Origin of the sequence: Rossellomorea sedimentorum (genome assembly GCF_046237645.1) — a bacterium.
GTDB lineage: Bacteria > Bacillota > Bacilli > Bacillales > Bacillaceae_B > Rossellomorea > Rossellomorea sedimentorum.
In genome coordinates this window covers 4,155,231-4,181,657 of the sequence record NZ_CP143546.1, presented here as the reverse complement: position 1 = coordinate 4,181,657, position 26,427 = coordinate 4,155,231, and the positions used below count along the sequence as shown (strand labels likewise).

Genomic DNA, 26,427 nt, shown 5'->3' with positions numbered 1-26,427 from the left:
TCTTATTTGAGGAGCTGAAATCATGCCATCAAACTATAAAAAACGATTGATCAGATATCCGCTGTACGGACTTGCAGCTGTTTCTGTCTTGGTGCTGGCGGCAACGGCCCTGTACAATTGGTGGATAGCTGTAATCGGTTTTCTCCTGCTGGCCGGCGTGTTTTATATTGCATTTTACTATGAGAAGAAAACCTATCAGTCAACAGAGGAGTATATTTCAACTCTTTCCTACCGTTTAAAAAGGGTCGGGGAAGAAGCATTAATGGAGATGCCGATCGGTATTATGCTCATTAATGATGACTACTATATCGAGTGGACCAATCCGTTCATGGCTTCTTGTTTTAATGAGGATACATTGGTCGGGCGCTCCCTTTATGATGTAGCCGATTCGGTTGTGCCGTTAATTAAGCAGGAAGTGGACACCGAAGTCGTCACATTGAACGAACGGAAATTCCGAGTAATCTTAAAGCTCGAGGAAAGGCTCCTCTACTTTTTTGATGTAACGGAACAGACAGAAATCGAGAAGCAATATGAAGAAGAACGGACAGCTATTGCCATTATCTTTCTTGATAATTATGATGAACTGACTCAAGGGATGGATGATCAGACCCGAAGCAGCTTGAACAGTATGGTCACATCCATCTTAAATAAATGGGCAAAAGAATCTGGTGTCCTTTTGAAAAGAATTTCTTCTGAACGTTTCATTGCTGTTTTTAATGAAAAAATTCTGCAGCAGCTGGAAAAAGATAAATTCTCCATACTGGATGATGTCAGAGACACGACATCCAAGCAGAATGTCCCACTCACTCTCAGTATAGGTGTCGGAACGGGCGTTTCAACCCTTCCGGAACTTGGCACCCTTGCCCAATCAAGTCTGGATCTTGCTCTTGGCCGGGGCGGGGATCAGGTAGCCATCAAGCAGCCGAATGGTAAAGTGAAATTTTATGGCGGGAAAACAAACCCAATGGAAAAACGGACAAGGGTCCGTGCCAGGGTCATCTCCCATGCCTTGAAGGAACTCATGATAGAAAGTGATAAAGTCATTGTCATGGGGCACAAGCTTCCTGATATGGATGCTATAGGTGCGGCCATCGGTGTGCGTAAAGTGGCACAGATGAACCAGAAGGAAGGCTATGTTGTTGTCAATTTCAATGAAATTGATAACGGCGTAAAGAGGCTGATGAACGAGATTAAATCCAACCCTGACCTGCACTCCAAGTTCATCACACCTGAGGCGGCGCTGGATTTGATGACCGACGATACATTGCTGGTTGTCGTGGATACGCATAAACCGTCCCTCGTCATCGAGGAAAGACTTCTGCAAAGGGCTGAAAGGGTTGTGATCATCGACCATCACAGACGCGGGGAAGATTTTATCAAAAATCCGCTGCTCGTTTATATGGAGCCTTATGCCTCTTCGACAGCAGAACTTGTGACAGAATTATTGGAGTATCAGCCTAAACATGAAAAAATCTCGATGATGGAAGCCACTGCCCTATTGGCCGGAATCATTGTCGATACAAAGAGCTTTACCTTACGGACAGGTTCAAGGACCTTCGATGCCGCCTCTTATTTAAGAGGACAGGGTGCAGATACTGTACTTGTCCAAAAATTTTTAAAAGAAGATGTCGATACCTATATAAAGCGGTCAAGACTGATTGAAACCGTCGATTTTTATTATGAGGGAGTAGCCATTGCCAAAGGTGAGGAGGATGTCATTTACGATCCTGTTTTGATTGCACAGGCAGCTGATACACTCCTTACGATGGATGGCGTCGTAGCTTCTTTCGTCATCTCAAAAAGAACGGATGATCTGGTCGGTATCAGTGCCCGTTCACTTGGCGAAGTGAATGTCCAAATTATCATGGAAAACCTCCAAGGAGGAGGCCATTTAACAAATGCTGCTACACAGCTGCCCGGCATCACTGTAGAGGAAGCCGAAAACAGCCTTAAAGTGGTGTTGGATGAATACTTTGAAGGGGGAAAAGAATCATGAAAGTCATTTTTCTTAAAGATGTAAAAGGAAAAGGTAAAAAAGGTGAAGTGAAGAATGTTGCCGATGGGTATGCACATAACTTCCTGATCAAGCAAGGCCTTGCTGTAGAAGCAACAAACTCAAGCGTAAGCCAGTTGGAAGGCCAAAAAAACAAAGAAAAGAAGCAGGCGGCAGAAGAGCTGGCTGAAGCGAAAAAATTAAAAGAAACACTGGAAAACCTGACTGTTGAAATGAAAGCTAAATCCGGTGAAGGCGGGCGCTTGTTCGGTTCCATTACAAGCAAGCAGATCGCTGATGAACTGAAAAAAACCCATAAAATCAAAGTCGATAAGCGGAAAATCGAAATGAACGATGCCATCCGCTCATTGGGATACACCAATGTACCCGTAAAGCTTCACCCGGATGTAACGGCTACTTTAAAAGTACACGTTACAGAAGAAAACTAATATTGGAAATCGATTTTACCGAAAAACGTGTTAAAATAGAATAGACTTATATAAATGTGATCAGGTGGTTCTGCCGATCACATTTTTTCTATTGAAAAAAATCCTTCTCTCTGGAGGTTTACACTATATGAATGAAATATTATCCAATCATGTTCCACCGCAAAATATAGAAGCCGAGCAGGCTGTACTCGGTGCAATTTTCTTAGAACCGAGCACCCTTACCCAGGCATCCGAATCGCTGATACCTGAAGATTTCTACCGCAGTTCTCACCAAAAAATCTTCAATGTGATGCTGAATCTTGGAGACAAAGGGAAAGCTGTTGACTTGATCACGGTTACAGAAGAACTTTCTGCTATGAAGGAATTAGAGGATGTCGGCGGGGTTTCTTACTTGAGTGAGCTGGCAGGTTCTGTTCCGACTGCTGCCAATATCGAGTATTATGCCAAGATCGTCGAAGAAAAATCGCTGCTCAGAAGACTGATCCGAACAGCAACAACCATCGCTCAGGATGGATATGCCCGTGAAGACGAAGTCGATGCCCTGTTAAGTGAAGCCGAGAAAAATATCATGGAAGTCGCACAGCGTAAAAATGCCGGCGCTTTCCATGATATCAAGGATGTTCTAGTGAAAGCCTATGACAATATTGAGCTTCTTCACAATCGTACCGAAGATGTTACAGGCATCCCAACAGGGTTCGCCGACCTCGATGAAATGACAGCAGGATTCCAGCGAAATGACCTGATCATTGTAGCCGCCCGTCCTTCTGTTGGTAAGACGGCCTTTGCCCTTAATATTGCGCAAAACGTGGCAACCAAGACGGATGAGAACGTAGCGATCTTCAGTTTGGAGATGGGTGCCGAACAGCTGGTCATGCGTATGCTTTGTGCGGAAGGCAATATCAATGCCCAGAACCTGCGTACAGGATCCCTGACAGATGAAGATTGGCGCAAATTGACGATGGCAATGGGAAGCCTTTCAAATGCCGGAATCTATATTGATGATACACCTGGTATCAAAATCGGGGAGATTCGTTCCAAATGCCGCCGCCTTAAGCAGGAGCACGGTCTCGGAATGATCTTGATTGACTACTTGCAGCTCATTCAGGGAAGCGGCCGTTCAGGAGAAAACCGTCAGCAGGAAGTTTCGGAAATTTCCCGTGAACTAAAGGGGCTTGCGCGTGAATTGGAAGTTCCGGTCATCGCCCTTTCTCAGCTTTCCCGCGGAGTTGAGCAACGTCAGGACAAACGCCCAATGATGTCGGATATCCGTGAATCAGGAAGTATCGAGCAGGATGCCGATATCGTTGCCTTCTTATACCGTGATGATTACTATGATAAAGAATCAGAGAATAAGAATATCATAGAAATCATTATCGCCAAGCAGCGTAACGGCCCTGTTGGAACGGTATCTCTCGCGTTCGTCAAAGAATATAATAAGTTCGTCAACCTGGAAAGAAGGTATGATGACGCAGGTGTTCCACCTGGTGCATAAAGAGTCGGGGAGTCATCCCTGACTCTTTTTCATACTCTCGCAGTTCTTCAGCTCGGCTTGATTAGGGGTGGTTTTATTTTCACCCTGTTACAGGGGCATGTTGTTGGGGGTAAATCTTAGAGGGAAACACCTAATTATGGGAGTGAGTTCGATTAAAAATAGGGTTTTTCTCGGTTAAACATCTGAATATAGGAGAGGTTTTGTTTTATTTTAGGGTGTTTCGGTCGTAAACACATGAATAAAAGAACTATTTTGTTGTATGGTAGGGTGTTTCTTGGTTAAACACCTGATTATGGAAGGGAATTCGATTTATAATAGGTTGTTTCTTAGATAAACACCTGACTATAGAAATCATTTCATTTTATAACGGTGGTTTCTCGTTCGAACACCAACCTCGGGTGCAGTCGAAGAATGCTTACGACCCGCCCCGCGGAGTCACACACCAGTTGCTGAAATCAGTATACTGCCTATCTGAATTCACGTTAATTTAAAAAAGAGGATTTAAAATATATAACAGTTCATAGATAACCTCTTTTCTTCACAAACTAATGAATGAACTAAGAAATATATTTTTTACGAACAAATAAAATATATTACATAATTAATGTTCGTGTTTTCGTTGACTTTAGTATCTTTGTACTGATAAAATAGTGATGTTTGATAAGAGAACGATTTAATTAACCCTAGCGGAGGTGCTCATTAATGTCTTCAGTAGTAGTTGTAGGAACACAATGGGGAGACGAGGGAAAAGGTAAGATTACTGATTTCCTTTCAGAAAATGCTGAGGTAATTGCAAGATATCAAGGCGGAAATAACGCAGGACATACAATCAAATTTGATGGTGAAACCTATAAACTGCATCTAATTCCATCCGGAATCTTCTATAAAGATAAAACATCTGTAATCGGGAACGGCATGGTTGTCGATCCTAAAGCACTAGTAAAAGAGTTAAAATATCTTCACGATCGCAGCATCACAACGGATAACCTGCGTATCAGCAACCGTGCCCATGTTATTCTTCCTTATCATTTGAAATTGGACGAAGTGGAAGAAGAGCGTAAAGGTGCCAATAAGATCGGTACAACCAAAAAAGGGATCGGCCCGGCTTATATGGATAAAGCGGCCCGTAACGGGATCCGAATTGCTGATTTACTGGATTACGAGTCTTTCAAAGAAAAGCTGACAAGAAACCTTGAGGAAAAGAATCGCTTATTAGAGCGTTTCTACGAGACAGAAGGCTTCACGCTTGAGGAAATTCTTGATGAATATTATGAATACGGCCAGCAAGTCAAACAGTATGTGTGCGATACATCTGTTGTCCTGAACGATGCACTTGATGAGGGGCGCCGTGTCCTGTTTGAAGGAGCTCAAGGTGTCATGCTGGACATTGACCAGGGAACATACCCATTCGTAACCTCTTCCAACCCTGTTGCAGGCGGTGTGACGATTGGGTCGGGTGTAGGCCCGACAAAGATCTCTCATGTCGTAGGTGTATCCAAAGCCTACACAACTCGTGTAGGAGACGGTCCTTTCCCTACAGAGTTGAACAATGAAATCGGCGATCAAATTCGCGAGGTCGGCCGTGAATACGGTACAACTACAGGACGTCCGCGCCGTGTCGGCTGGTTTGACAGCGTGGTGGTAAGGCATGCCCGCCGTGTGAGCGGAATGACAGATCTTTCCCTTAATTCCATTGATGTACTTACAGGGATTGAAAACTTGAAGATCTGTACGGCTTATAAATATAAAGGTGAAGTGATCAATGAGTTCCCAGCCAACCTGAATATCCTTGCCGAGTGCGAACCTGTATATGAAGAGCTTCCTGGCTGGACAGAAGACATTACAGGCTGCAAAACATTAAGTGATCTGCCAGAGAATGCCCGTCACTACCTTGAGCGCGTTTCCCAGCTGACAGGAATCCCATTGTCTATATTCTCAGTAGGCCCTGACCGCTCGCAAACAAATATCGTCAGAAGCGTGTGGAGCTAATAATACTAAAAAAAAGCTTGAGGACTTTCCTCAAGCTTTTCCTGTGTTTATAGGATTCCTTAGACCACAAAGCTGTCTAGGGCTTCCATAGAGCTTTATTGCTGTTGCCTGATTAAATCCTGGAAGACTTGATCATCACAAATTATGTATAATGTATCATCCTTATCAAGCCTTTTATCCGCTGCGTTACTGAAATCCATGTCTTCATTGACTGCAATCAGGACGGCCCCTCTATCGAATAAAAATTGTGAAGCATCCTTATAAGATTTCCAATCTGCCAACGGCTTGAATTCATGAATATTTTTTCCGAATTTCTTGCTCAAAAGCTGCCTGAATAATCCGGTTGTCCCGGGCTGAAGTGTTGCTTTTGCCATTAACAGTGACACAGAATCATTAGAAAGCACAAAATCATCTACATCAATATGATTAAATAAGGGAATATTCTTTTCTTCCATAACCTCAACAACCGAATGAATATTAGCCTTGTGCTTCTTGGAAAGCGCCTCTACGGCAGAAGCAATCAATAATGACTTTCCATCCGCCAGCACAGGTTGAGTTATGGACATATCAGAAAAAATGGCCACTCGATCGGCTTCCGTAATATTCGCCTTCATTAACGTTTCCTCGTTGGACGGATCTCCGCTTACAAAGTGCACCTGTTCATGAGAAAAGGGGGTTGAATTCAATTGATCGACCAAGACGATTTCTTTATCCGTCCGATTGGCCAGCACTTCTTTTATGGCTCTTTCCGTTCTTGTTGACCATCCGATGTAAATAAAGTGACCTTTATTCTTATACATAAGTTTTCCCTCCCTTTTAAGTGTATGATAGGTTGCCAGAACATCCATGATTTTGCTGATTAACAACCCGAGAATACCAATACCGAAGATGAAAAGAAATACTCCCAGTATCCGTCCTTCTGTAGTCACTGGAAAATAATCGCCATACCCCACGGTCGTAAGAGTGGTCATCGTCCACCAAAAGCCTTCAAAAAGAGTTGGGAATGTTTCAGGCTCCAGAAAATGAATTGAAAATGTACCCAGCAACACAATGGCTACTGAAAGCATTAAGATTACACTGAAATCCATTTTGGATATCTTCTTCCATAATCTTAAGAAAATGGTCAATCATCACACCTCCTGCTTTTTTCTTCCATCTTATCATGAATCAGCAATATCACTCAGGGTTTTGAGGAGAATTCTTAAAATGAAGGGGTAAAATCAGGGAGGTGAACTACATAATTCATTCTGTTTAGACATAATTCATCATTTTCGACATTATTTTTAAAAAAGATATTGCCTAAATCTTATTCCCTATGATAATATTAACTTCGTTGCTCCTAGCAAAACGGCCCATTGGTCAAGCGGTTAAGACACCGCCCTTTCACGGCGGTAACACGGGTTCGAATCCCGTATGGGTCATATAGTTTTTTTCGCGCCAGCGAAAATAAACTTCCTTAAAGTTGCGAAGCGAAGCGGAGTAAAATAAACTTCTTTAATGTCGCACAGCACTGAATTATTCTTTGCGAAAGCATTAATGGTTTTATAAAAGACAAACAATTTCTGCTCCTTATATTAAGGATGAATATTTTGCTTGTCAGCTATTTAAGGTTGAATATTTTGACAAGTTAATACTGCTCCTTACATTAAGGATAGATATTTTGACTACGTCAAAAATCTTTGGTCCGGTAGTTCAGTTGGTTAGAATGCCTGCCTGTCACGCAGGAGGTCGCGGGTTCGAGTCCCGTCCGGACCGCCATTTACATATTATTAGGTTTCACACCTGGATATAAGTCCAAACTAAGAGGGTTTTGCTAGAGTAAGCCTAAGCGTACAGCTCGAGCTTCACCTTGAATGAGCTCCCTGAGAGCTGGACGATAAATTCCCATCTTAACTTTCCTTTAGGAAATATACTACTAAGGCTCAGTAGCTCAGTTGGTAGAGCAATGGACTGAAAATCCATGTGTCGGCGGTTCGATTCCGTCCTGAGCCATCAACTAAAAAGCATTGCGACGACATGACTCTCGCAATGCTTTTTTATTTTCCTATGACAAACTGCCCCTTCAAATGGATCTATCCTTCATTCTCTGAAAAGCTGAAGAATAGCACATTGAAAAGGCAGAATTTGTAACTTATTATACAATTATGTTACATTATGAAAACGTTTCTCTCTAATTAACAGAATTATGGTAGATTAGTAAAGTATAATTTTAAATTAAACATATTTTTTAGGTAAAAGAGACTAATATATTTATTGTTTACCGGTTTCTTTGTCTTTAGCTAGGAGGAAAGACCAATGACTTGGAGAACTACCAATCATTCATCTAAAGAAGAAAGTCCAAATAAATTCATACATAAATCAATTAAACTTTTTAAAAGAGCGGCAATGACAACCATTGCACTGTCTGCGATTACGTTTGGCTCAGCCTATGCAAACGGTGATTCTGAATTAAAAACGATCTACCATGTCTATATGGGCACAGAATATTATGGTTCTGTGACGGATAAAGCAGCTGTTGAAAAAGCAGTTCAAAGCAAGCTCCATGCTGAAGAAACAAAATATGAATCCATTGAATTGGAACTTGCCGAAAATATTTCTTTTATCCCTGAACAGGTTTTCAGGGCAACTGCAAAAAATGAGTCAGTGATTGAACAATTGACTGAATCAGTGGAAGCAAAAGCAGCAGCTGCTTCTATCTCTTTTGGAGATGAACCGGCCGTATTAGTGAAAGATCAGCAAGAAGCTGAGTTGACACTGAAAAAGCTTAAACTCCGATTTGTAACAGAGGAAGAACTGAAAGAGCTGGAAGAAGGAACTCCGGATTCCAATGAAGATACGAAATTGATCTCAGTAAAACTTTCTGAAGAGGCAAAGATTGAAGAAACTAAAGCAGCCCCAGGAGAAATTCTTACTGCCGATCAAGCGGTAGATTTTCTATTGAAGGGTACCCTTGAAGAGAAGAAGTATTTAGTTCAAGAGGGTGACGTGTTGGGAAGTATTGCTCAAAAACATGACCTTACTTCAGGAAAGTTACTCGAGCTTAATCCTGGGCTGAAAGAAGACAGCCTGCTTCAAATCGATCAGGAAATCAATGTAACAGTTTATAAACCGCTTGTGCATGTAACAGTGGAAAGAGAGCAGTCTGCTGTAGAAACAATTGCATATGAAAAAGAAGTAATTGAAGACTCTTCCATGAACAAGGGTGACATGAGAGTTAAACAAGAAGGTCAAGATGGGGAAAAGGCCGTCATTTACCTGACAAAAGAAGAAAATGGAGTTCAGGTTAACCGTACAGTGAAAGAAGAAAACGTTACGAAAGAACCAGTTAAATATATCGTGATCAAAGGTACAAAAGTAACTCCTTCAAGGGGATCAGGAAGTTTTGTATGGCCGACTAACGGTGGATACGTATCCTCCAAAGTGGGACAGCGCTGGGGCAGAATGCATAAAGGCATTGATATTGCCCGTCCAAACAACCTGACAATCAAAGCCATCGATAATGGAACCGTAGTTTCCGCAGGATGGGATTCAGGCGGATATGGAAATAAAGTCATCATTGACCATAATAACGGATATCGTTCTGTATATGCCCATCTCAGCAGCATCAGTGTTTCCGCAGGACAAACTGTAGCAGCGGGCTCTTCTATTGGAAAGATGGGTGAAACCGGACAATCGACAGGTGTACACCTTCACTTGGAAGTATACAAAAATGGCACGTTGGTTAATCCTTTAAGTCTATATTAATTTGCGTATCAAAATGATAATTTCATGCCTCTGGCCAGCCGGCTCAGAGGCTTTTCTTTATATTCCCCGGGAGATAAAGTCTATAAACCTATTGTTAGGGAAAGATTACAATATGAAGACATTACCACTCTTATTTGGTATAAAAGGTGAATTAAAGCCAATTAAATGATAAATTAGAATCAACCCGGTAAGTTGTTTACCAGGCAGATTTTGCACAACATATTTATAACTAAGAAACACGTTCATTTAAAATACAGATATTCAGAATAAAGGAGACTTGGGACTATGGATAAGAAGATACTTGTCGTTGACGATGAAAAACCGATTGCAGACATTTTGCAGTTCAACTTGAAAAAAGAGGGTTATGAGGTTCATTGTGCCTATGATGGTGACGAAGCTGTCAAAATGGCTGAAGAAATAAAGCCTGACTTAGTGCTGCTTGATATCATGCTTCCCAACCGCGATGGGATGGAAGTGTGCCGAGAAATCAGAAAGAAATATGAAATGCCCATTATTATGCTGACAGCCAAAGACTCGGAAATTGATAAAGTACTCGGTCTTGAATTGGGTGCTGATGACTATGTAACGAAACCGTTTAGTACGCGGGAATTGATTGCCCGTGTGAAGGCAAATCTGCGCAGACACCAGCACGGTGCTGCGCAACAGGCAGAACAGGAAGGCAGCAATGAGATTGCTGTTGGTTCATTGGTTATCCATCCGGATGCTTATATAGTATCAAAGAGGGGAGAGACCATTGAGCTTACACACCGTGAATTCGAGCTGCTTCATTATCTTGCCAAGCATATTGGACAAGTCATGACACGTGAACATCTATTGCAAACCGTTTGGGGTTATGACTATTACGGTGATGTACGAACAGTCGATGTAACGGTTAGACGCCTGCGTGAAAAAATTGAAGATAATCCAAGCCATCCAAATTGGATTGTGACAAGAAGAGGAGTCGGCTATTATCTCCGAAATCCGGAACAGGAGTAAGTAGATGAAGAAAGTTGGCATCACCCGCTCGATACATTTAAAGTTCGTCTTGATTTATGTCCTGCTTATCCTTCTGGCCATGCAAATCATCAGTGTCTATTTTGTCCGGGAGCTGGAAGATAAGCTGATTACGAATTTCACCAGTAATATTGAAGAAAATGTGAGTTTCTTAAAATACAATATTAAAGAAGAAATGCTCAAGGAAAGAACGGACAAAGACCTGAAGCTGGAGGCGGATATTGACCGGATTCTCCAAGACTTTAAAGGCTCCGATGTTTTAGAAGTCAGGGTCATCGACAGTAAATCCCGAATCCTTGGTTCTTCCAGAGATGATAATCTTGATGCCGTTGGACAGCGTGCAACGGACACCATGGTAAAAAGGGTTTTGGTAACGGGAAAGGAAATAGATGAAGCCTATATCGATAATGAAACGGGGAATCGCATATGGGTCTATACATCACCGATCATTAATGTAAAAGGTGAAATCCTGGGTGCCATCTACCTCATTTCAAAAATAGAAAATGTGTATCAGCAACTGGAAGAGATTAATGAAATCTTTTCTACTGGAACAGTCATTGCTCTCGCTATTACCGCCATCCTCGGTGTTCTGTTGGGGCAGACGGTAACAAGGCCGATTTCCGATATGAGGAAACAAGCCCTTGCCATGGCGAAAGGGAACTTCTCCAGAAAAGTTAAGGTATATGGTTATGATGAAATTGGCCAGCTTGCGATCACGTTTAACAACTTGACTAAAAGGCTGCAGGAAGCCCAGGCTACGACGGAGGGTGAAAGAAGAAAACTTTCATCCGTCCTTTCTTATATGACGGATGGTGTAATTGCGACTGATCGTAAAGGGAGAGTTATCTTGATTAATGACCCTGCAGCCAAAATGCTTAATGTTTCACGTGAAACAGTGCTTTCCCAGCCACTTGTTTCCCTTTTGGGGCTGGATGAGAATTATACATTCGAAGATCTGTCTAATGAGCAGGACTCCATCATCTTGGATTATAGTACAAAGGAACAGCCATATATTTTACGAGCTAATTTCTCCGTTATTCAGAAAGAAACCGGCTTTGTAAATGGAATTATCACCGTCCTCCATGATATTACGGAGCAGGAAAAGATTGATATGGAACGAAGGGATTTTGTTTCGAATGTTTCTCATGAGTTGAGAACTCCTTTAACGACAATGAGGAGTTACTTAGAAGCATTGGCAGATGGGGCATGGCAGGATGAAGAGATCGCCCCGCGTTTTCTTGATGTTACCCAGAATGAAACGGAACGCATGATCCGCCTTGTCAATGATTTGCTGCAACTGTCAAAGATGGACAGCAAAGATTATCGTTTTAATAAAGAATGGATTGAGTTTGTCGGCTTTTTCCACCAGATTATCGACCGCTTTGAAATGTCCAAAAACCAAAACGTTACATTTAAGCGGCAGCTTCCTGAACAAGCTCTGTTTGTCGACATTGATAAAGATAAGCTGACGCAGGTACTGGATAATATTATTTCCAATGCCTTGAAATACTCGCCGGAGGGTGGGTTGATTACATTCAAGGTGAAAGAAGAAGAAGAAATGATCATCATCAGTGTATCCGATCAGGGACTTGGCATTCCCCAGGATAATCTTACAAAGATTTTTGAACGTTTTTATCGGGTGGATAAAGCACGTTCAAGACAAATGGGCGGTACCGGACTGGGACTGGCTATTGCAAAAGAGATGATTTCAGCCCATGGCGGCAATATTTGGGCGGAAAGTAAGGAAGGCAAGGGGACAACCATTTCATTTTCTCTTCCTTACGACAGCACTCAAGAGGATGAATGGCTATGAGATATGAACAAATCAAATCAATAATCCTGACAACCCTTGTGGTTTCCAGCATCTTTTTAACATGGAATTTATGGACCTACCAGCCATACTTGGAGCCGATTGAAGAGAGCAGCATTGCGGAAGATGTTATTATCAATTCTCAAAAGGAATTGCGGGACGTCATCCTTCCTTTTAAGCTGCTTTATCATCGAAACGATAAGACGTATGGTACACAACGGAAATTTGAGATTCAAAGCATGATGGAACAGATGTCGTCGTGGAATATCTATGGATTGACGGATATTTCAAGGATGCTTACAGATGCCGAATTCAAGGATTTGGTTCACGGAGAAGACAGAGTTGAAATTATTTTCCCTGATCTCATAACCTTTAATGTGTATAAGAACATTCTAATGATCAAAGATACAGACATGCCTGAAGAAGCTTTCGACCGTATTGTGGTGACGACCGAGGAAGAATCTGCAGATTATGCAAAGGTATATTTTATTTCATATTCCAATCAGCAGGTATATGAAAGTCGAATTGATAATTCTTCTATGGCTGTTTTTAAAGATCAGTTCATGTCGAAATCTATTCAGCATCCGGAATACTTCGCCTATGATCCAACAGAGCGCAGAAGAATTTATTTGCCGGAAAATGAGCTGAAGATGAATAGATATGAGTACGTGACGGCTACGGAATCAATCGAAGAATTCGTAAATGCCCTGTTCAGTGAGCCATCTCTGGTGAGCCACGAATATACCAATATAGGGGAAGAATTTAACGATGATTCCAGTTTAATGAGGGTGAATGTGAACAATAAGACCTTTACATTTGTGAATATTGAGGAAGAATCAGGGATTGAAGGAGAAGCAAGTATAACGAACCTGATTACTCAGGCGAGCGCCTTTATCAATGATCATGGCGGCTGGCCGGAGGAGGTCACCTCCTACCAATATTTCAGTGTAAGCAAACCGCAGCAGCTCATTCACTATCGAATGTTTGTCCATGACCTCCCTGTTTTTAATGAAAGCGGGATGACTGAATACTCAGTCGTGCTTGGAAAGTTGAATATTTTCAAATACTCCCGGCCTTTCACCAATTTGGAAGGCATGACGAAAGATACGAGCAGTGCGACACTGCCATCTGGAAGGGTTGTGCTTGAGCGGCTTCTGGAAGAGAATATCAACCCTGAACAAATTGAAGATATTATCCCCGGCTTCAAACTTACCAATGGTGTTTCAAGCTTTGTAATTCTGGAGCCGGCCTGGTACTACAAGTATGCAGGATCCTGGATCAGAGTGCAGCCAGAGGATGTTGGGAGGGGTCAGATTGGATTGGAGTAAAACGAAGACGATTTTTATCATTGTCTTTCTGATTTTGGATATTTTCCTGTTAACCCTCTTCATAAACAAGTATAATGAAAGTCAGTACGATTTCCTTGGTGAAGCCAAGCTGGAAGATTCTCTTAAGCTTGAAAATATAGAATATGAGCTGCCTCTTTCAAAAGAGCCTGAGAAACAGCCCTATTTGAATGCCATAACCAAATCATTCACCGAAGAAGAGATCAAAGAGCTGAAGGACCAATCTGTTGAAGTCATTGATTCTACAATGATCACCTCAAAGCTTGGGGAAATCGATTATGTTTTAAGTGAAAACTTTAAGCCTGAAGAGCTTAATGATTTTATAAGCAAGAATGTCCTGCATGGAGACAAGTATTCCTATTGGGGGATAGATGAAAATCAGCAGCGGGTCGTTTACTATCAGACCTATAAAGATAAACCGCTTTTTAATAATATCAATGGCCAGCTGGTGATCTACTTTAATGATGACCGCAAAATTGTCTCCTATACCCAGACATTGCTGACGGATTTTGAAGAATTTACGGATACGAAGTCGGTCATCACTCCTATCCAGGCTGTGGAAACCCTTTACAGCAAAGAAAAGCTGCTGCCGGATAGTAAGTTGGGAACGCCGGCAATAGGATTCTACACGCTGGTTCCGGAAGCGGAAAGACAAGTAATGGCACCGGCCTGGCATTTCACGATAACCAAAGATGGGGTATCAGACCATCTCTTTGTAAATGCCTTTGAAGGAAATATCATCGAGTTTAGCAACACAGAAAAAGAAATACTGGAGTGAGAGAAATGGCTATGAATTTTAGTGTACTTGCCAGCGGCAGTACGGGGAATGCCATTTATGTCGAAACGGACCAGAACTCATTCCTCGTGGATGCTGGCCTGAGCGGAAAGCAAATGGAAGCATTGTTTCAAAAGATTGACCGGAAAATAAAAGATTTAAGCGGGATTCTTGTGACGCATGAGCACAGTGACCATATAAAGGGTATTGGAATTCTCGCCAGAAAATATAACTTGCCTGTCTATGCCAACGAAAAAACATGGAAAGCCATGGATCCGTTGATCGGGAAGGTACCGATTGAACAAAAGTTTGAATTTGGCATGGAAAAAGTCCAATCCTTTGGTTCGCTTGATATCGAATCTTTTGGGGTTTCCCATGATGCGGCCGAGCCGATGTTCTATACCTTTCATCATGAAGGTAGAAAATTGGTGCTGGTGACGGATACAGGGTATGTCAGTGACCGTATGAAGGGGATCATCTCAAATGCAAACACGTATGTATTTGAAAGTAATCATGATGTGGACATGCTCAGGATGTGCCGTTATCCATGGAGCATCAAACGCCGTATCCTCAGTGATGTAGGACATGTCTCCAATGAAGATGCAGCCATTGCGATGAGCGAAGTGTTTGGCGATCAGACTAAAAGCATTTACCTTGCTCATTTGAGTAAAGATAATAATATGAAAGACCTTGCCCGGATGAGTGTTACTCAGACGCTGGAGTCCAAAGGGATTATTGTTGGCGAGCAATTCGACTTGCTGGATACCGACCCGAAAATCCCGACAGAGCTTGTAGCGGTTTGATGATGTTTGCTCCAGGGGGATTAGGGAATTAAAAGATGAAAGCATTAATGCTTTCATCTTTTTTTATGGCTCTTTTCTACAACTTTGTTGCTAGTCCCTGTGAAATACAAGACAAATAGCCATATTTCACAGGAATTATCCTGGTAAACAAGAAAGCAAAGAGCTATTCACCCTTTCAGTTAGATAAGCCCTTGTACCCGAGGGAGAAATCCGGTCCTCTGAATTTTTCCGAAAGCAACATGATACGAATACAGCGTTTTTTTATGGATTTTTATACAGCCTCCAAGTGGATAAATCTGAGAAAATTTTATAAAATGAAAGCGAAAATCCATTTTACCTGACTATATTTTTGACTATGTAGGAAAATATAAAAGATGTATAGGAAAGGGTGTATCAGTAGATGGGCTATTACGATCAAGATTATGACAATACAAGGTCAAAGCAAAAAGGCAACCGCGGGGGCTACTTCCTCGCAAGCCTCATAGGCATTATCCTGGGGGCCATCCTCGTGATTGTTGCACTGCCGCAACTGGATGATTGGGGTGTACTTCCCTATGATCCCGGCAGCAATCTCGCGGAAACAGATGAAGCCTACCATAATGGGAAGAATGGTGCAACGAGGAACCTGTCTGTTAATGTAACCAGTGACGTTACCGCTGCTGTTGAGAAAGCTGAAGATGCGGTGGTCGGAATAAGCAACATCCGCTCACAAAGCTTTTGGGAACAAACGGGGCAGGAAGCTGGAACGGGATCAGGAGTCATCTATAAGAAGGCTGGCGGGAAGGCGTACATAGTCACGAACTTTCATGTTATTCAAGGAGCTGACCAGCTGGAAGTGACCTTATCTGATGGCACGAAGGTTCCTGCCCAGTTACGCGGCGGAGATGTCTGGACGGACCTTGCTGTTTTGGAAGTTGATGGCGCTGAAATCGAAGCAATCGCTGAGTTTGGCAATTCTGATGAACTAAAGACTGGTGAACCTGTTTTGGCTATAGGGAACCCGCTTGGTCTTGCTTTTTCCGGTTCGGTTACACAAGGCATCATCTCTGGTCTTGAAAGGACCATACCGGTGGATGTGAACCAGGATGGAATGGAAGACTGGCAGGCTGAAGTCATTCAGACGGATGCGGCCATCAACCCTGGTAACAGCGGAGGAGCCCTTGTGAATATAGCAGGACAGTTGATTGGAATCAACTCCATGAAAATCGCGCAGGAAGCGGTAGAAGGAATTGGCCTGGCTATCCCTATCAATGCCGCACAGCCGATTATTGAGGACCTCGAAGAATTCGGAGAAGTGAAACGTCCGGCTATGGGGGTCTCTCTGGAAAATGTGAACCAAATAACAGCCTACCACCAGCAGGAAACACTCAAGCTTCCAGAGGACGTTAAAGATGGAGTCATGGTCCGGCAAGTTGTGCCCAACTCCCCGGCTGCCCAGGCAGGACTTCAGGAACTTGATGTTATCGTCGAGCTTGACGGAGAAAAGATTTCAGACATCATATCGTTAAGGAAACACCTTTATAATGAAAAAGATGTCGGTGATCAAATGACAGTGACGATCTACAGGAACGGTGAGCTCCAAGAAGTCACGATGAAGCTGACAGATGAATCTCGACTATAATGTGGATAACTTAGAAAGCAGAGAAGTGCCCAGCACTTTCCTGCTTTCTTTTTTAATGATATGATGGCTTGTGGATAAATTAAATAGTAAATAATACTGTTTAGAGTGGAGGTAAAAACTATGATCTATTGCTGTAAAGAGCACGTAGAGCTTGCGATGGACGTCATCGTGGATGAATATGAAGTTGCTCCAAAATTAGAACAATTAACTGATGATCAGAAGTTATCCACAACTTGTGAATATTGTACTGAGACAGCGGAATATATTGTGGCGAACTAATATTCCCATACGACATGTGGATGTATCCTGTTGATATGTGGATAACTTCTGTGGATAGTTTGTTCGTAATTTGTTTGTAAAGCGAGTGTGGATTGTGAATATCTCAATTGTGACAGTTGGAAAATTAAAAGAGAAATATCTCAAACAGGGAATCGATGAATATTTAAAACGTTTGAGTGCATACGCCAAGGTGGAAATTATTGAAGTTTCCGATGAAAAAGCACCTGAAGAATTAAGTGTAATAGAAATGGCCCAGGTCAAAGGAAAAGAAGGCGAACGGATTCTCAGCAAGATCTCGCCTGATGCCCATGTCATCGCTCTGGCCATTGAAGGAAAAATGAAAACCTCCGAAGATTTAGCAGATAATCTGGATAAATTGGCTACATACGGAAAAAGCAAAGTGAGCTTTGTTATTGGAGGATCACTCGGATTGAGTGACGAGGTCATGAAGCGGGCAAATGAAACTCTTTCTTTCTCCAAGATGACTTTCCCCCATCAGTTGATGCGGCTCATTCTGGTGGAGCAGGTTTACCGGGCTTTCCGAATAAATCGTAATGAACCATACCACAAATAGTGGTAAACAATGGAGTTAACCTATATAAAATAATCATTAAGGTGAATTGTAAAAGTAGTTATAGAAGGGATACTGTTTATTAACAGTATCCTTATTTTTTGTCAATGAAGCACATTCACTTATATTGTAGTAGAATGAATCAGTATGTAGGTGTAAAATGCTTAAAGTGTTAACATTCTAATAATAGAAGGCTTTTTTAATGCTTTGTTGCTCTACAACCTACTTTATCTGAAGCTAAGCTCACTTGTAACGATAAATTCCGTATATATCGTTTAGAAAAGAGCAGCTGTCTGTCTAGTTGTAAAGCAGATGAAGTTAAACTAGGCAACAATATATACGAAAAGAGCTTAATTGAAAAAGGATAGTTCAATTTAATTTATGGAGGCAGATTAATGATAAAAATCATGGCTGATTCAACATGTGATTTATCTGATGAAGTACTGAAAATGTACGATATCAGCTTGGCACCTCTAACCATAAATATAGAGGGAAAAATATATAGAGACAGGGTAGATATCCAGCCAGATGAATTTTATGGAATGATGGAAGCTTTGCCAGATTTTCCGACCACAGGTATGCCAAGCCCAGCGGAATACTTGAAAATAATAAAACAGGCTGTTGAGGCTGGAATTAAGGAAGTATTATGTATATGCATGTCTAGTGGTACAAGCGGTTCATATCAATCAGCTATGATAGCGAAAGATTATTTCTTCGAGGAAAGTCCGGAATCTAACGTTAAGATACATGTAGTTGATTCAAAATGTATGAGTCATGGAAGCGGTTGGCTTATTATGAAAAGTGCGATGATGAGGGAAGAGGGAGCATCGTTTGAAGAAATAGTGGCTTTTAATGAAAAGTATAAGAGAAAGATAAAGCATTTCCTATCCGTGGATGATTTAGATCATTTGATAAAGAGTGGCAGGCTTACTAATGCAAGTGCCTTAATAGGGAAAATCTTAATGCTTAAGCCAATTATGACTATGAAGGATGGAAAAGGGGCCATAGTTGGAAAGGAAAGAGGCTTAAAGAGGGTACTTAACCATTACACGCAGGAGTTTATGAAAAGAAATGACCAAGAGTTGACGGACTTTATCATAGTTGGTTATACATCAGATATTAAAGTTGCCGAAAATCTTAAAGCTAAACTTCAAACAGAAACTGATTTCTCTGGAGACATTTATATTATGCAAATGGGAGTATCGGTTGGGACCCATGTGGGCTTAGGTGCTATTTCAATGTTTTTTGTAGAAAAGTGAGGGAAGATCAAATAATTTTCACTCTTAAAGACGTTACTAGCCAATCCTTAATCAAGTAGAAACAAAAGCCTTTCCGTTATTATGGAGAGGCTTTTGTTGAGATTATTTATCAAAAACTAAGTACTATCATTGATTATGCCTTTTTACAAATTGACCTATTAACTTATTTAGTTCATTTGCTGCTTTTGTTGGTATCCTGTGGTCTACATTTTCAATAAAAACCAATTCATTATCCGGTAATTTATCATGTAATAAATTGGCATAAGAATGAAATTGCTTATCCTTTTGACCATAGATCAAGAGTGTTGGCAGATTTATATTTCCTAGACGACTTGTGCAATTATAGTGCAGACTATAAGTGTAATACTGCTCAATGTTTCTATAATCTCCTTGTTTGGCATCACTAAACATCTTTTTGAACAACTTGTTGTTATTAGAGTTTTTCCTTGAAATAGACCAAGATAGAAGCGAAACCAAACCAGCCTTAGCTAGTTTAACTCCTAAAGAAATTCTACTTTTTAGGAGTGTATCATTAACTTCGGACATTCCACTTATAATCACACCACCTAAAGAACGATGTGAAGCAGTTAATAAGAATTCCAACACAATGGAACCTCCAGTAGAATAACCGCAAACATAAGCTTTGTTAATGTCGAGATGATCAAGTAACCGAATAATATCACTTACGATAAGAGGATATGTTATAGGTGTACTTGAATATGAACTTTTTCCGTGACCTCTTATATCAAAAACAATTACTTTAAAATGTTGGGATAACCCTTCGAGTTGGTACTGAAAGTTCACAGAAGTTAAAGTAGGAGGGTGTATAAAGACAAGAGGAACACCTTCCCCTCTAACTGAATAATTGATATAAGTCCCATCTATTTCTAACATTCTTACTATCACCTCAAATTGGAAATCATCTGTAGAATGAGCTGCGACATCATGAGATAGTTGATTTCCGCTCCAGGTGTGCGAGCGACTCCGCGGGGCGGGCGGTGAACTAAAAAGCGGAAGCGGCCGTTCAGCGACGTACAGATTTTAGGGCTCTCGCATGAGATAAAGGAAACACGGCAAGCGGAGCGAGCCGATGTTGACTTATCGCAAGGAGAGTGACCGAAATCTGCTAGTCGCTGGCCGCTGGAGCTGGATTGGCCTCCTCGGCTGCGCCTGTATAAAAAGTGGAAGCGCCCCGTTCAGCCCCGACAGGCAAATGTTCCTCAGCGAAAAAAAGGGGATCTTTCCTTTTATTCGCTGAGGGTTATTTGACCCCGAGGGGCTGGGCGTTGCAATTGGATTGGGGGTCTCACCTGTCCCGCTAGTCCCGCAGGAGATCGCACACCTTTCGCTCCAATCAATCATTCTTAAAAATAAATATCCAGAGAATTAGTCTAATCAGTCTAAAAAGCAACCCTTTTGTTTTGATATATAGCTTACTGATTGTCAATTTGAAGATTAGATGTTTTCTTTGTTCAAGAATTCCAACAAGTATGGGTAGCAGAAAGAAGAGATGGTTACTTATATTCGTTTTCTTTAACATTAATCCCAATAGCAACCATATCTACGAAAAGAGCTTAATCTACAGAAAAACTATTTATCATCCATATTAAAAACGCGACTTTCTAAAACCTCACTCACTCTTCTTCTTTTTCTTTTGCTCAACCTCCCCAATCGTTGTCCCGCTTAAAATCTGAAACAGCGTGCTTTTCGGTTCGTAAATTTGTTGTGAAGGCCATATGCTATGGTGTCCAGAAAATAGGTAACTAATGATACACGCCACAAAAAAGAATTCTACTCCAACTCCATTAAACATCTCTAATGCAAGCAGGAAAGCAGAAAGCGGGACGTTGGCACCGGCACAAAAGGTGGCGATTAACCCTAGGGCTGCCAGAAATGACAAGGGTAAATCAATAATCGATTGTAAAGCATTCCCTAAGGTTGCGCCCATAAAAAATAAGGGGATCGCTTCACCGCCAACGAATCCTGACCCGATGGTTACCGCAGTGAATAATAGTTTGGCGAGAAAGGCAAAAGGAGGTACCTCTTCGTAAAAGGATTGTTCCAGCATTTCCAATCCGCGTCCATTGTAATCTTGGGAGCCGACCATTAACGTTAAGAGCACTATGACAATGCCTCCAAAAAATGCTCGCTTCATATGGTTTTTCTTAAAGGTTTTTTCGGTGAAACGTTGAATACCGTGTCTTAGTTGACAATAAGCAATACTTAGCAAACCAAAAAGAATAGAAACGAAGATAACTTTTCCGAAATCAAGAAAAGTGAAGTCAGGTACAGCAAGTATTTTTAATTCATCATGTTTAAATTGCCAAATTGCAGTGGTTGTGTAGTGGGCGGCAAAACTTGCTGTAACGCAAGGAATTAGTGCTTGAAACTTTATCTTTCCTAATGCTGCCATTTCCATTCCGAATATAGCCCCTGTAATAGGAGCTCCGAATGCAGAACCAAAGCCTGCACTAACGCCGCTCATGATGAATAGGTTTTTATTTAACACGCTTACTTTAAATAACTTGTTACTTACCTCGGCTATACTGCTCCCCATTTGAATAGCGGCCCCTTCCCTCCCAGTGGAGCCGCCAAAAAGGACTGTAATGAATGTTCCAAGGTAGACGATAGGACCCATTCGCTTCAGAACATTTTTTTTGCCATTGATGGTTTCGATCACTAAGTTGTTTTCTAGCGCCGTGTCATTAAGGGTGTTCCGATAAACAGCCTTTCCGTACTTCATATATATGTATCCAATAAAGATTCCCCCAAGCGGAAGCAGGGAGATTAACCATCCATTTTTCTCCCGGGTTTCTCCCAGAAAATCATTGGCTGTAAGCAGGAGTGCAGTGGCTGACCCTACAGCTAGTCCAATTAAGCTTCCTAATAGAACCCATAAACTAACAACGAGGAACACAGATTTACCTTTTAACCGATTCATGGGAGTCTCCTTTTTAAATAAGAGTTTAATAAAGGAAAAGCAGCAAAAAAAATGATTAGTAACGAACTTTGTAGTGCACTAAATAAACACCAATGGTTTAAAATAAGGAACATATTTATTATTATTTGGTAAAGGGCACAATTTCATTATGCTTTTTCTAAATTAGCTGGTTAAAATTCTGGCTTCAATACGGAATGGGAACACTTAATGAACTTGCTGTGCATACAAATAGGAGGCCAAGGGTAAACCTCATATAAAAAAGGGTGACAGCCATGGCTTTCGATTATGATTTAGACTTTGATAATATAAATTTCCGCAAGAATCCTGAGCTGTATAGGGTTGGCAGGGGTGAACAGGGTGTGCTGCTGGTGGAGCCTTATAAAAGTGAGATCCTGCAGCATTGGCGATTCAAGACCCCGGATATTGCCAAGGAGTCATCCGATAAAATTTATCAGATGTTCCTCGATTACAAAGAGAAAGAAGATTTTGTTGGAATGGACATGGCAAGGAAGTTCCTGCAAATGGGATATACACGAGCCCGCAGATACACGAATTACAAGGGCGGGAAGAAATATGACGAGGATGGCAATGTAAACGAAAGAGAGATTGATCCGGTGAAGGCGGAATCAGCAGCCATCTTCGAGGATAAATGGAAACTTGCGCGAGAGGATAAGGGTTATCTGAAGCGAAAAAAAGAACATCAGAAGAAATACGGGTGAAGGTATGAGCGCGGCCTTCAACGTTTGCTATCAGTCTAGTGAGAACAGGTTGAAATTTTGTAAAGTTGCAACCACATTATATGTAATCATTCTTTCCAGGATATCTATTTAATACAAGAGCCCTATCCCCAATTTAAGCGGATAGGGCTTTTATATTATTAAAACTACCTTTAAAATATATTTGTTGTTAGTTAATAAAAACATGTTTTAGTAGAGGGAGAAGGCTATGAAGATATCAAGAATAATATTGTATGGTTTTGTAGTAATGAATATTTTAGGATTGCTTTATTGGATTATCACTATGTTGGTAGACGTATTTAATTAAGAACAGATTTAAGAGTTATTGAATAATCTTTCTTTCTTTGAGTTTAATGAAAAAGATGTTTCTATATTTTTAATATTTAAGGTGGATGGATTAATCCTATTAAAATACTTATCAAGACTAAAGTAGTAACTTGTTTTTCTAAAGATAATCAATAAAAATCCATTTGTATAAAGGATAAGACTTATTAAATTCATGTTTCCCGATAAGATAAAGTTAATGTGCATAAAAAGACAAACAAGGATAGAAGGTATGGTAAATAAACCGGCAATAAGAAACAGGCCTAGGATAATTTGAACAATTGGTATAACGTAGTTGAAGACCAGTACATGCTCTAAAGCTATATTCTCTATGAATATCTTATAAAAAGGTGGGACATTCGTTTTTTGTAATGAATGCAAAAGATATTCCCTCAAAAATATACCTGGTTCTTTAAACCATAATTTTTCAGTGATTTTGGTTATACCCGCCAGTAGCCAGCCTATTCCAAAAAGAATTCGTGTTAGAACAATGAGTAGTGGAAACAGGTTTACTTTTATAATTTTCATTTTATCTCCTCCTCAGTTTCACAAGCGCCGTTTTTTTGCCTTAGGGAAACTTTTTGTTCAAAAAAATTTAATTTTGGGGTTTAGCATTGATCTTACGCATTCATTATCAGTTTTACTTAATTATATGTGAAGTTAAAAGGAATGTTTACTTCATGCAAAAAATTTTATCAAATGCAGGGTGAGTTGTAAAGTTTTTGAATGATGAATCCCCATATTAGCCTAGACTTACTTAATGAGGTATTGATCATAAAAGGCTGCATTAAAAAATTACTACAGTCTCTTATTTTCATACTTCTTTATACAGGGAACAAATTTTACAAATTATCATATAATTCGACCATCTTTTCTCTTGTACAAATACAGAATTGTAGTAAAATTTTACTATATAACCAACTATTGATTACAAATTAATATGGATATGGGCAAAGCTGTGGAAACACAGTGACGCAAAGCTAAAGGGACTAAATTTACAGCGGATGTAAAGATGTCAGCCAGTTGTAATGGAGTTGAAAAAGCCTATGTCCTGTTTTGTTTGGTCATAGGCTTTTTCTATTTACCCCTTGAAATACTTAATGAATTTCAAAGAGTGATTAAAAGGCAGGTATAGTCTATTCCAACTATAAACGTTTTGAAAGGAAATCACATATGGAGATCAATCCTTTTAATGAGTTATATGTAACTTTTGCCGTAGGAACTTTTTGTGCATTAATAAGTTTAATGCTGCTTAAAAAGCTCCCAAAAAGCTCCAGTATTTTTCACTATACTTGGACTTCTGTTATTATTGGTGTTTTTGCCTGTTATCCTTATATCGTAAATTTATTTACCGGGACAATCGAACTTCATTTTCTTCTCTTTTGCGGTCTTCTCTACAGTAGTATCTTCATAGTGACGCTGACCGTTAATTCCATTACGATCCCTTACATTTCAACAGCGAAACTGGTACTCATTTCTATGTGTTTTGGTTCCACACTGTACATGTCGATTATTTTAAGGGATTTCATGATGGTGGAGAATCTCCAGGATTTTAATCTCTCTCTCTTAGTGACAGGGATGATTCTGTCGATTGGCACGTCGTTAGCTATGATAAGGTTTGTCCGGTATTTGCGGGAATTGGATCATGTAAAATTCAGCACTCTGCTGTTTGCCAGTTTAGCCATAGGCATTGCTTTTGGCAGTTTATATTTCACCATTGAATCAACTTCTGTCTTCCAAGAGTGGGAGACAATCATACTGACTGACCGCATTTATCTCAATCTTGCATTCTTACCTTGGACCCTTTCCGTTCTCTCGTTAGTTTTGATTGATGTTGCGCCGATTTTATTGGAAGAGTCCAGAAATAAGAAAAAAGCCGCCAATGAGTTGGAAAGCATAAAGCGAATTGAATTTTTATCCCACTATGATGCTTTGACCAACCTCCCAAACCGAAATCTTTTTCTTAGTAAATTAGAAGAACTGATTCATCAAAATACACCGGCAGTATTGTTGTTTTTCGATTTGGACAGATTCAAGACCATAAATGATGTTTTGGGTCATTCAACTGGAGATAAACTCCTCATCCAGGTAACAGATAGATTGAAAAGGATTGGTGATGAAGAGGTATTTATTGCGCGGATCGGCGGCGATGAATTTGCCATTCTGTTAATGGATTACTCAATGGAAGAAGTGGAGAACTTCGTTATTAGGGGAATGAACACCATCAAGGAGCCTTTTTATGTTGATGAGCATCAATTATACATAACAGGCAGTATAGGAGGAACCAAATTCCAAGATGGGAAAGGTACCGCAGAGGAACTGATGAAGCAAGCTGATACAGCTATGACCCGGGCAAAAGAAAAAGGCAAGAATACCTATGAATTCTTTAATAAAGGCCGGGATGTTGACATACTGGAACGTTTGCAATTGGAAAATGACCTGAGAAAAGGGCTTGAGGAAAATCAATTTGAACTATTTTATCAGCCCCAGGTATCCGTTAAAACAAAAATGGTGGAGTCCTTTGAAGTGCTGCTTCGCTGGAGGCACCCTAAGAAAGGTATCATTTCACCGAACATTTTTATCCCCATTGCAGAAGAGCTGTTGATTATTAATGATATTGGAAAGTGGGTATTGCAAGAAGCTTGTAAACAATTAAAACAATGGCACACTAGTGGAAATCCTGGATTAAAGATTAGTGTTAACGTCTCATTGGTTCAGTTCTACGAGAAAGATTTTATTCCGAGTTTAAAAAGGTGTCTGGTGGAAAATTCGTTGGATTCCTCCTTTTTGCACATAGAGATTACAGAAACGATGGCCATGAAAGACCTTCAGCAGACAATTTTAATCACAAAGCAGCTTCAACAATTGGGTGTGGGATTAAGCATTGACGATTTTGGTAAAGGATACAGCTCCTTATCTCATATTAGGGATATTCCTTTGGATTGTCTTAAGATTGATGGTTCATTTATCAGGGATCTTCCACATTCCAAGGAGGCAGCCGTCATTATCAGGACCATAACGGCAATGGCCCACTCCCTTGATTTAGTTATAGTCGCAGAGCAGGTTGAAGAAGAGCCGCAGGTCCAGTTTCTCCAGTCGGTCCATTGCGATTATATTCAAGGGTATTATTATGGGAAGCCGCTGCCGCCTGAAGAAGCGATATTAAGTGTGAACATGCCTGTGCTGGTTTAACTGCATATCTTTGCAAGGTGAAAGTTGTTTATAGTTAAATACCCATGTTAATGGCATGAGTCTGGGGCAGACATCAAACTCATGCCAT

The 26,427-nt window shown here is 40.7% G+C and carries 20 protein-coding genes, 3 tRNA genes and 1 riboswitch; of the genes, 19 read left to right on the top strand and 4 right to left on the bottom strand.

The annotated features are described in order from the left end of the window. Window positions 1-22: 22 nt before the first annotated feature. From V1502_RS20360 to V1502_RS20345, 4 genes are all read left to right on the top strand, one after another. Window positions 23-1,996 carry a DHH family phosphoesterase gene (locus V1502_RS20360; protein WP_409252411.1) on the top strand — a complete coding sequence of 658 codons (1,974 nt, stop codon included), beginning with the start codon at window positions 23-25 and terminating at the stop codon, window positions 1,994-1,996. Beyond that, window positions 1,993-2,442, top strand: a complete 450-nt coding sequence (rplI, locus tag V1502_RS20355; protein ID WP_006837316.1) for a 50S ribosomal protein L9 — start codon at window positions 1,993-1,995, stop codon at window positions 2,440-2,442. Before V1502_RS20360 ends, rplI begins: the two co-directional genes overlap by 4 nt. Window positions 2,443-2,569: 127 nt before the next feature. Next, window positions 2,570-3,934 (top strand): replicative DNA helicase, encoded by a 1,365-nt coding sequence (gene dnaB, locus V1502_RS20350; RefSeq protein WP_409252410.1) that lies wholly within the window; start codon window positions 2,570-2,572, stop codon window positions 3,932-3,934. A gap of 702 nt (window positions 3,935-4,636) precedes the next feature. Further along, window positions 4,637-5,923: an adenylosuccinate synthase gene (locus V1502_RS20345; protein WP_409252409.1), complete on the top strand. Its 1,287-nt coding sequence runs from the start codon at window positions 4,637-4,639 to the stop codon at window positions 5,921-5,923. Between the two features lie 95 nt (window positions 5,924-6,018). Here V1502_RS20345 and V1502_RS20340 read toward each other — a convergent pair whose 3' ends face one another. Continuing rightward, a complete protein-coding gene (locus V1502_RS20340) occupies window positions 6,019-7,050 on the bottom strand; it encodes a potassium channel family protein (RefSeq protein ID WP_409252408.1) in 1,032 nt (343 codons plus the stop codon). 222 nt (window positions 7,051-7,272) lie between these two features. Between V1502_RS20340 and V1502_RS20335 the strand changes: the two genes are divergently transcribed. The 13 genes from V1502_RS20335 to V1502_RS20275 all read left to right on the top strand — a co-directional run bounded on the left by V1502_RS20335 (window position 7,273) and on the right by V1502_RS20275 (window position 19,145). Next, a tRNA-Glu gene (locus V1502_RS20335) sits at window positions 7,273-7,344 on the top strand. Window positions 7,345-7,604: 260 nt separating this feature from the next. Next, window positions 7,605-7,681: transfer RNA gene (locus tag V1502_RS20330), tRNA-Asp, on the top strand. Between the two features lie 161 nt (window positions 7,682-7,842). Next, a tRNA-Phe gene (locus V1502_RS20325) sits at window positions 7,843-7,915 on the top strand. A gap of 303 nt (window positions 7,916-8,218) precedes the next feature. Then, window positions 8,219-9,667 (top strand): peptidoglycan DD-metalloendopeptidase family protein, encoded by a 1,449-nt coding sequence (locus tag V1502_RS20320; RefSeq protein WP_409252407.1) that lies wholly within the window; start codon window positions 8,219-8,221, stop codon window positions 9,665-9,667. Between the two features lie 285 nt (window positions 9,668-9,952). Further along, window positions 9,953-10,663, top strand: a complete 711-nt coding sequence (yycF, locus tag V1502_RS20315; protein ID WP_409252406.1) for a response regulator YycF — start codon at window positions 9,953-9,955, stop codon at window positions 10,661-10,663. 4 nt (window positions 10,664-10,667) lie between these two features. Then, window positions 10,668-12,494, top strand: a complete 1,827-nt coding sequence (walK, locus tag V1502_RS20310; protein ID WP_409252405.1) for a cell wall metabolism sensor histidine kinase WalK — start codon at window positions 10,668-10,670, stop codon at window positions 12,492-12,494. Continuing rightward, complete coding sequence (locus V1502_RS20305) at window positions 12,491-13,819, top strand: YycH family regulatory protein (RefSeq protein WP_409252404.1); 1,329 nt, start codon at window positions 12,491-12,493, stop codon at window positions 13,817-13,819. The genes walK and V1502_RS20305 overlap by 4 nt, the downstream gene beginning before the upstream one ends. Next, the gene (locus V1502_RS20300; protein WP_409252403.1) at window positions 13,806-14,615 is read left to right on the top strand and encodes a two-component system regulatory protein YycI; all 810 of its coding nucleotides are present in this window, start codon (window positions 13,806-13,808) and stop codon (window positions 14,613-14,615) included. Before V1502_RS20305 ends, V1502_RS20300 begins: the two co-directional genes overlap by 14 nt. A 5-nt stretch (window positions 14,616-14,620) precedes the next feature. Further along, complete coding sequence (locus V1502_RS20295) at window positions 14,621-15,415, top strand: MBL fold metallo-hydrolase (protein ID WP_409252402.1); 795 nt, start codon at window positions 14,621-14,623, stop codon at window positions 15,413-15,415. 400 nt (window positions 15,416-15,815) lie between these two features. Further along, a complete protein-coding gene (locus V1502_RS20290; RefSeq protein WP_409252401.1) occupies window positions 15,816-17,036 on the top strand; it encodes a S1C family serine protease in 1,221 nt (406 codons plus the stop codon). Between the two features lie 120 nt (window positions 17,037-17,156). After that, on the top strand, window positions 17,157-17,315 hold the full coding sequence (locus tag V1502_RS20285) for a CxxH/CxxC protein (protein ID WP_409252400.1): 159 nt from the start codon (window positions 17,157-17,159) through the stop codon (window positions 17,313-17,315). A gap of 94 nt (window positions 17,316-17,409) precedes the next feature. Further along, a complete protein-coding gene (gene rlmH, locus V1502_RS20280) occupies window positions 17,410-17,889 on the top strand; it encodes a 23S rRNA (pseudouridine(1915)-N(3))-methyltransferase RlmH (protein WP_409252399.1) in 480 nt (159 codons plus the stop codon). A 392-nt stretch (window positions 17,890-18,281) separates the two neighbouring features. Continuing rightward, a complete protein-coding gene (locus tag V1502_RS20275; protein ID WP_409252398.1) occupies window positions 18,282-19,145 on the top strand; it encodes a DegV family protein in 864 nt (287 codons plus the stop codon). Window positions 19,146-19,271: 126 nt separating this feature from the next. On the opposite strand, the gene V1502_RS20270 is transcribed toward V1502_RS20275, so the two are convergent. Then, the gene (locus tag V1502_RS20270; protein ID WP_409252397.1) at window positions 19,272-20,039 is read right to left on the bottom strand and encodes an alpha/beta fold hydrolase; all 768 of its coding nucleotides are present in this window, start codon (window positions 20,037-20,039) and stop codon (window positions 19,272-19,274) included. Window positions 20,040-20,775: 736 nt separating this feature from the next. Further along, entirely contained in the window at window positions 20,776-22,086 is a 1,311-nt protein-coding gene (locus V1502_RS20265; protein WP_409252396.1) for a chloride channel protein, read from the bottom strand. Between the two features lie 272 nt (window positions 22,087-22,358). Here V1502_RS20265 and V1502_RS20260 point away from each other — a divergent pair, with 272 nt between their 5' ends. Then, a complete protein-coding gene (locus V1502_RS20260; protein WP_409252395.1) occupies window positions 22,359-22,805 on the top strand; it encodes a DUF4385 domain-containing protein in 447 nt (148 codons plus the stop codon). 333 nt (window positions 22,806-23,138) lie between these two features. Here the strand turns inward: V1502_RS20260 and V1502_RS20255 are convergent, their stop codons facing one another. Beyond that, a complete protein-coding gene (locus V1502_RS20255) occupies window positions 23,139-23,675 on the bottom strand; it encodes a hypothetical protein (RefSeq protein ID WP_409252394.1) in 537 nt (178 codons plus the stop codon). A 411-nt stretch (window positions 23,676-24,086) separates the two neighbouring features. Continuing rightward, window positions 24,087-24,178: riboswitch (cyclic di-GMP riboswitch) on the top strand. Window positions 24,179-24,320: 142 nt separating this feature from the next. Between V1502_RS20255 and V1502_RS20250 the strand changes: the two genes are divergently transcribed. After that, a complete protein-coding gene (locus V1502_RS20250) occupies window positions 24,321-26,339 on the top strand; it encodes a putative bifunctional diguanylate cyclase/phosphodiesterase (protein ID WP_409252393.1) in 2,019 nt (672 codons plus the stop codon). The last annotated feature ends 88 nt before the right edge of the window (window positions 26,340-26,427 follow it).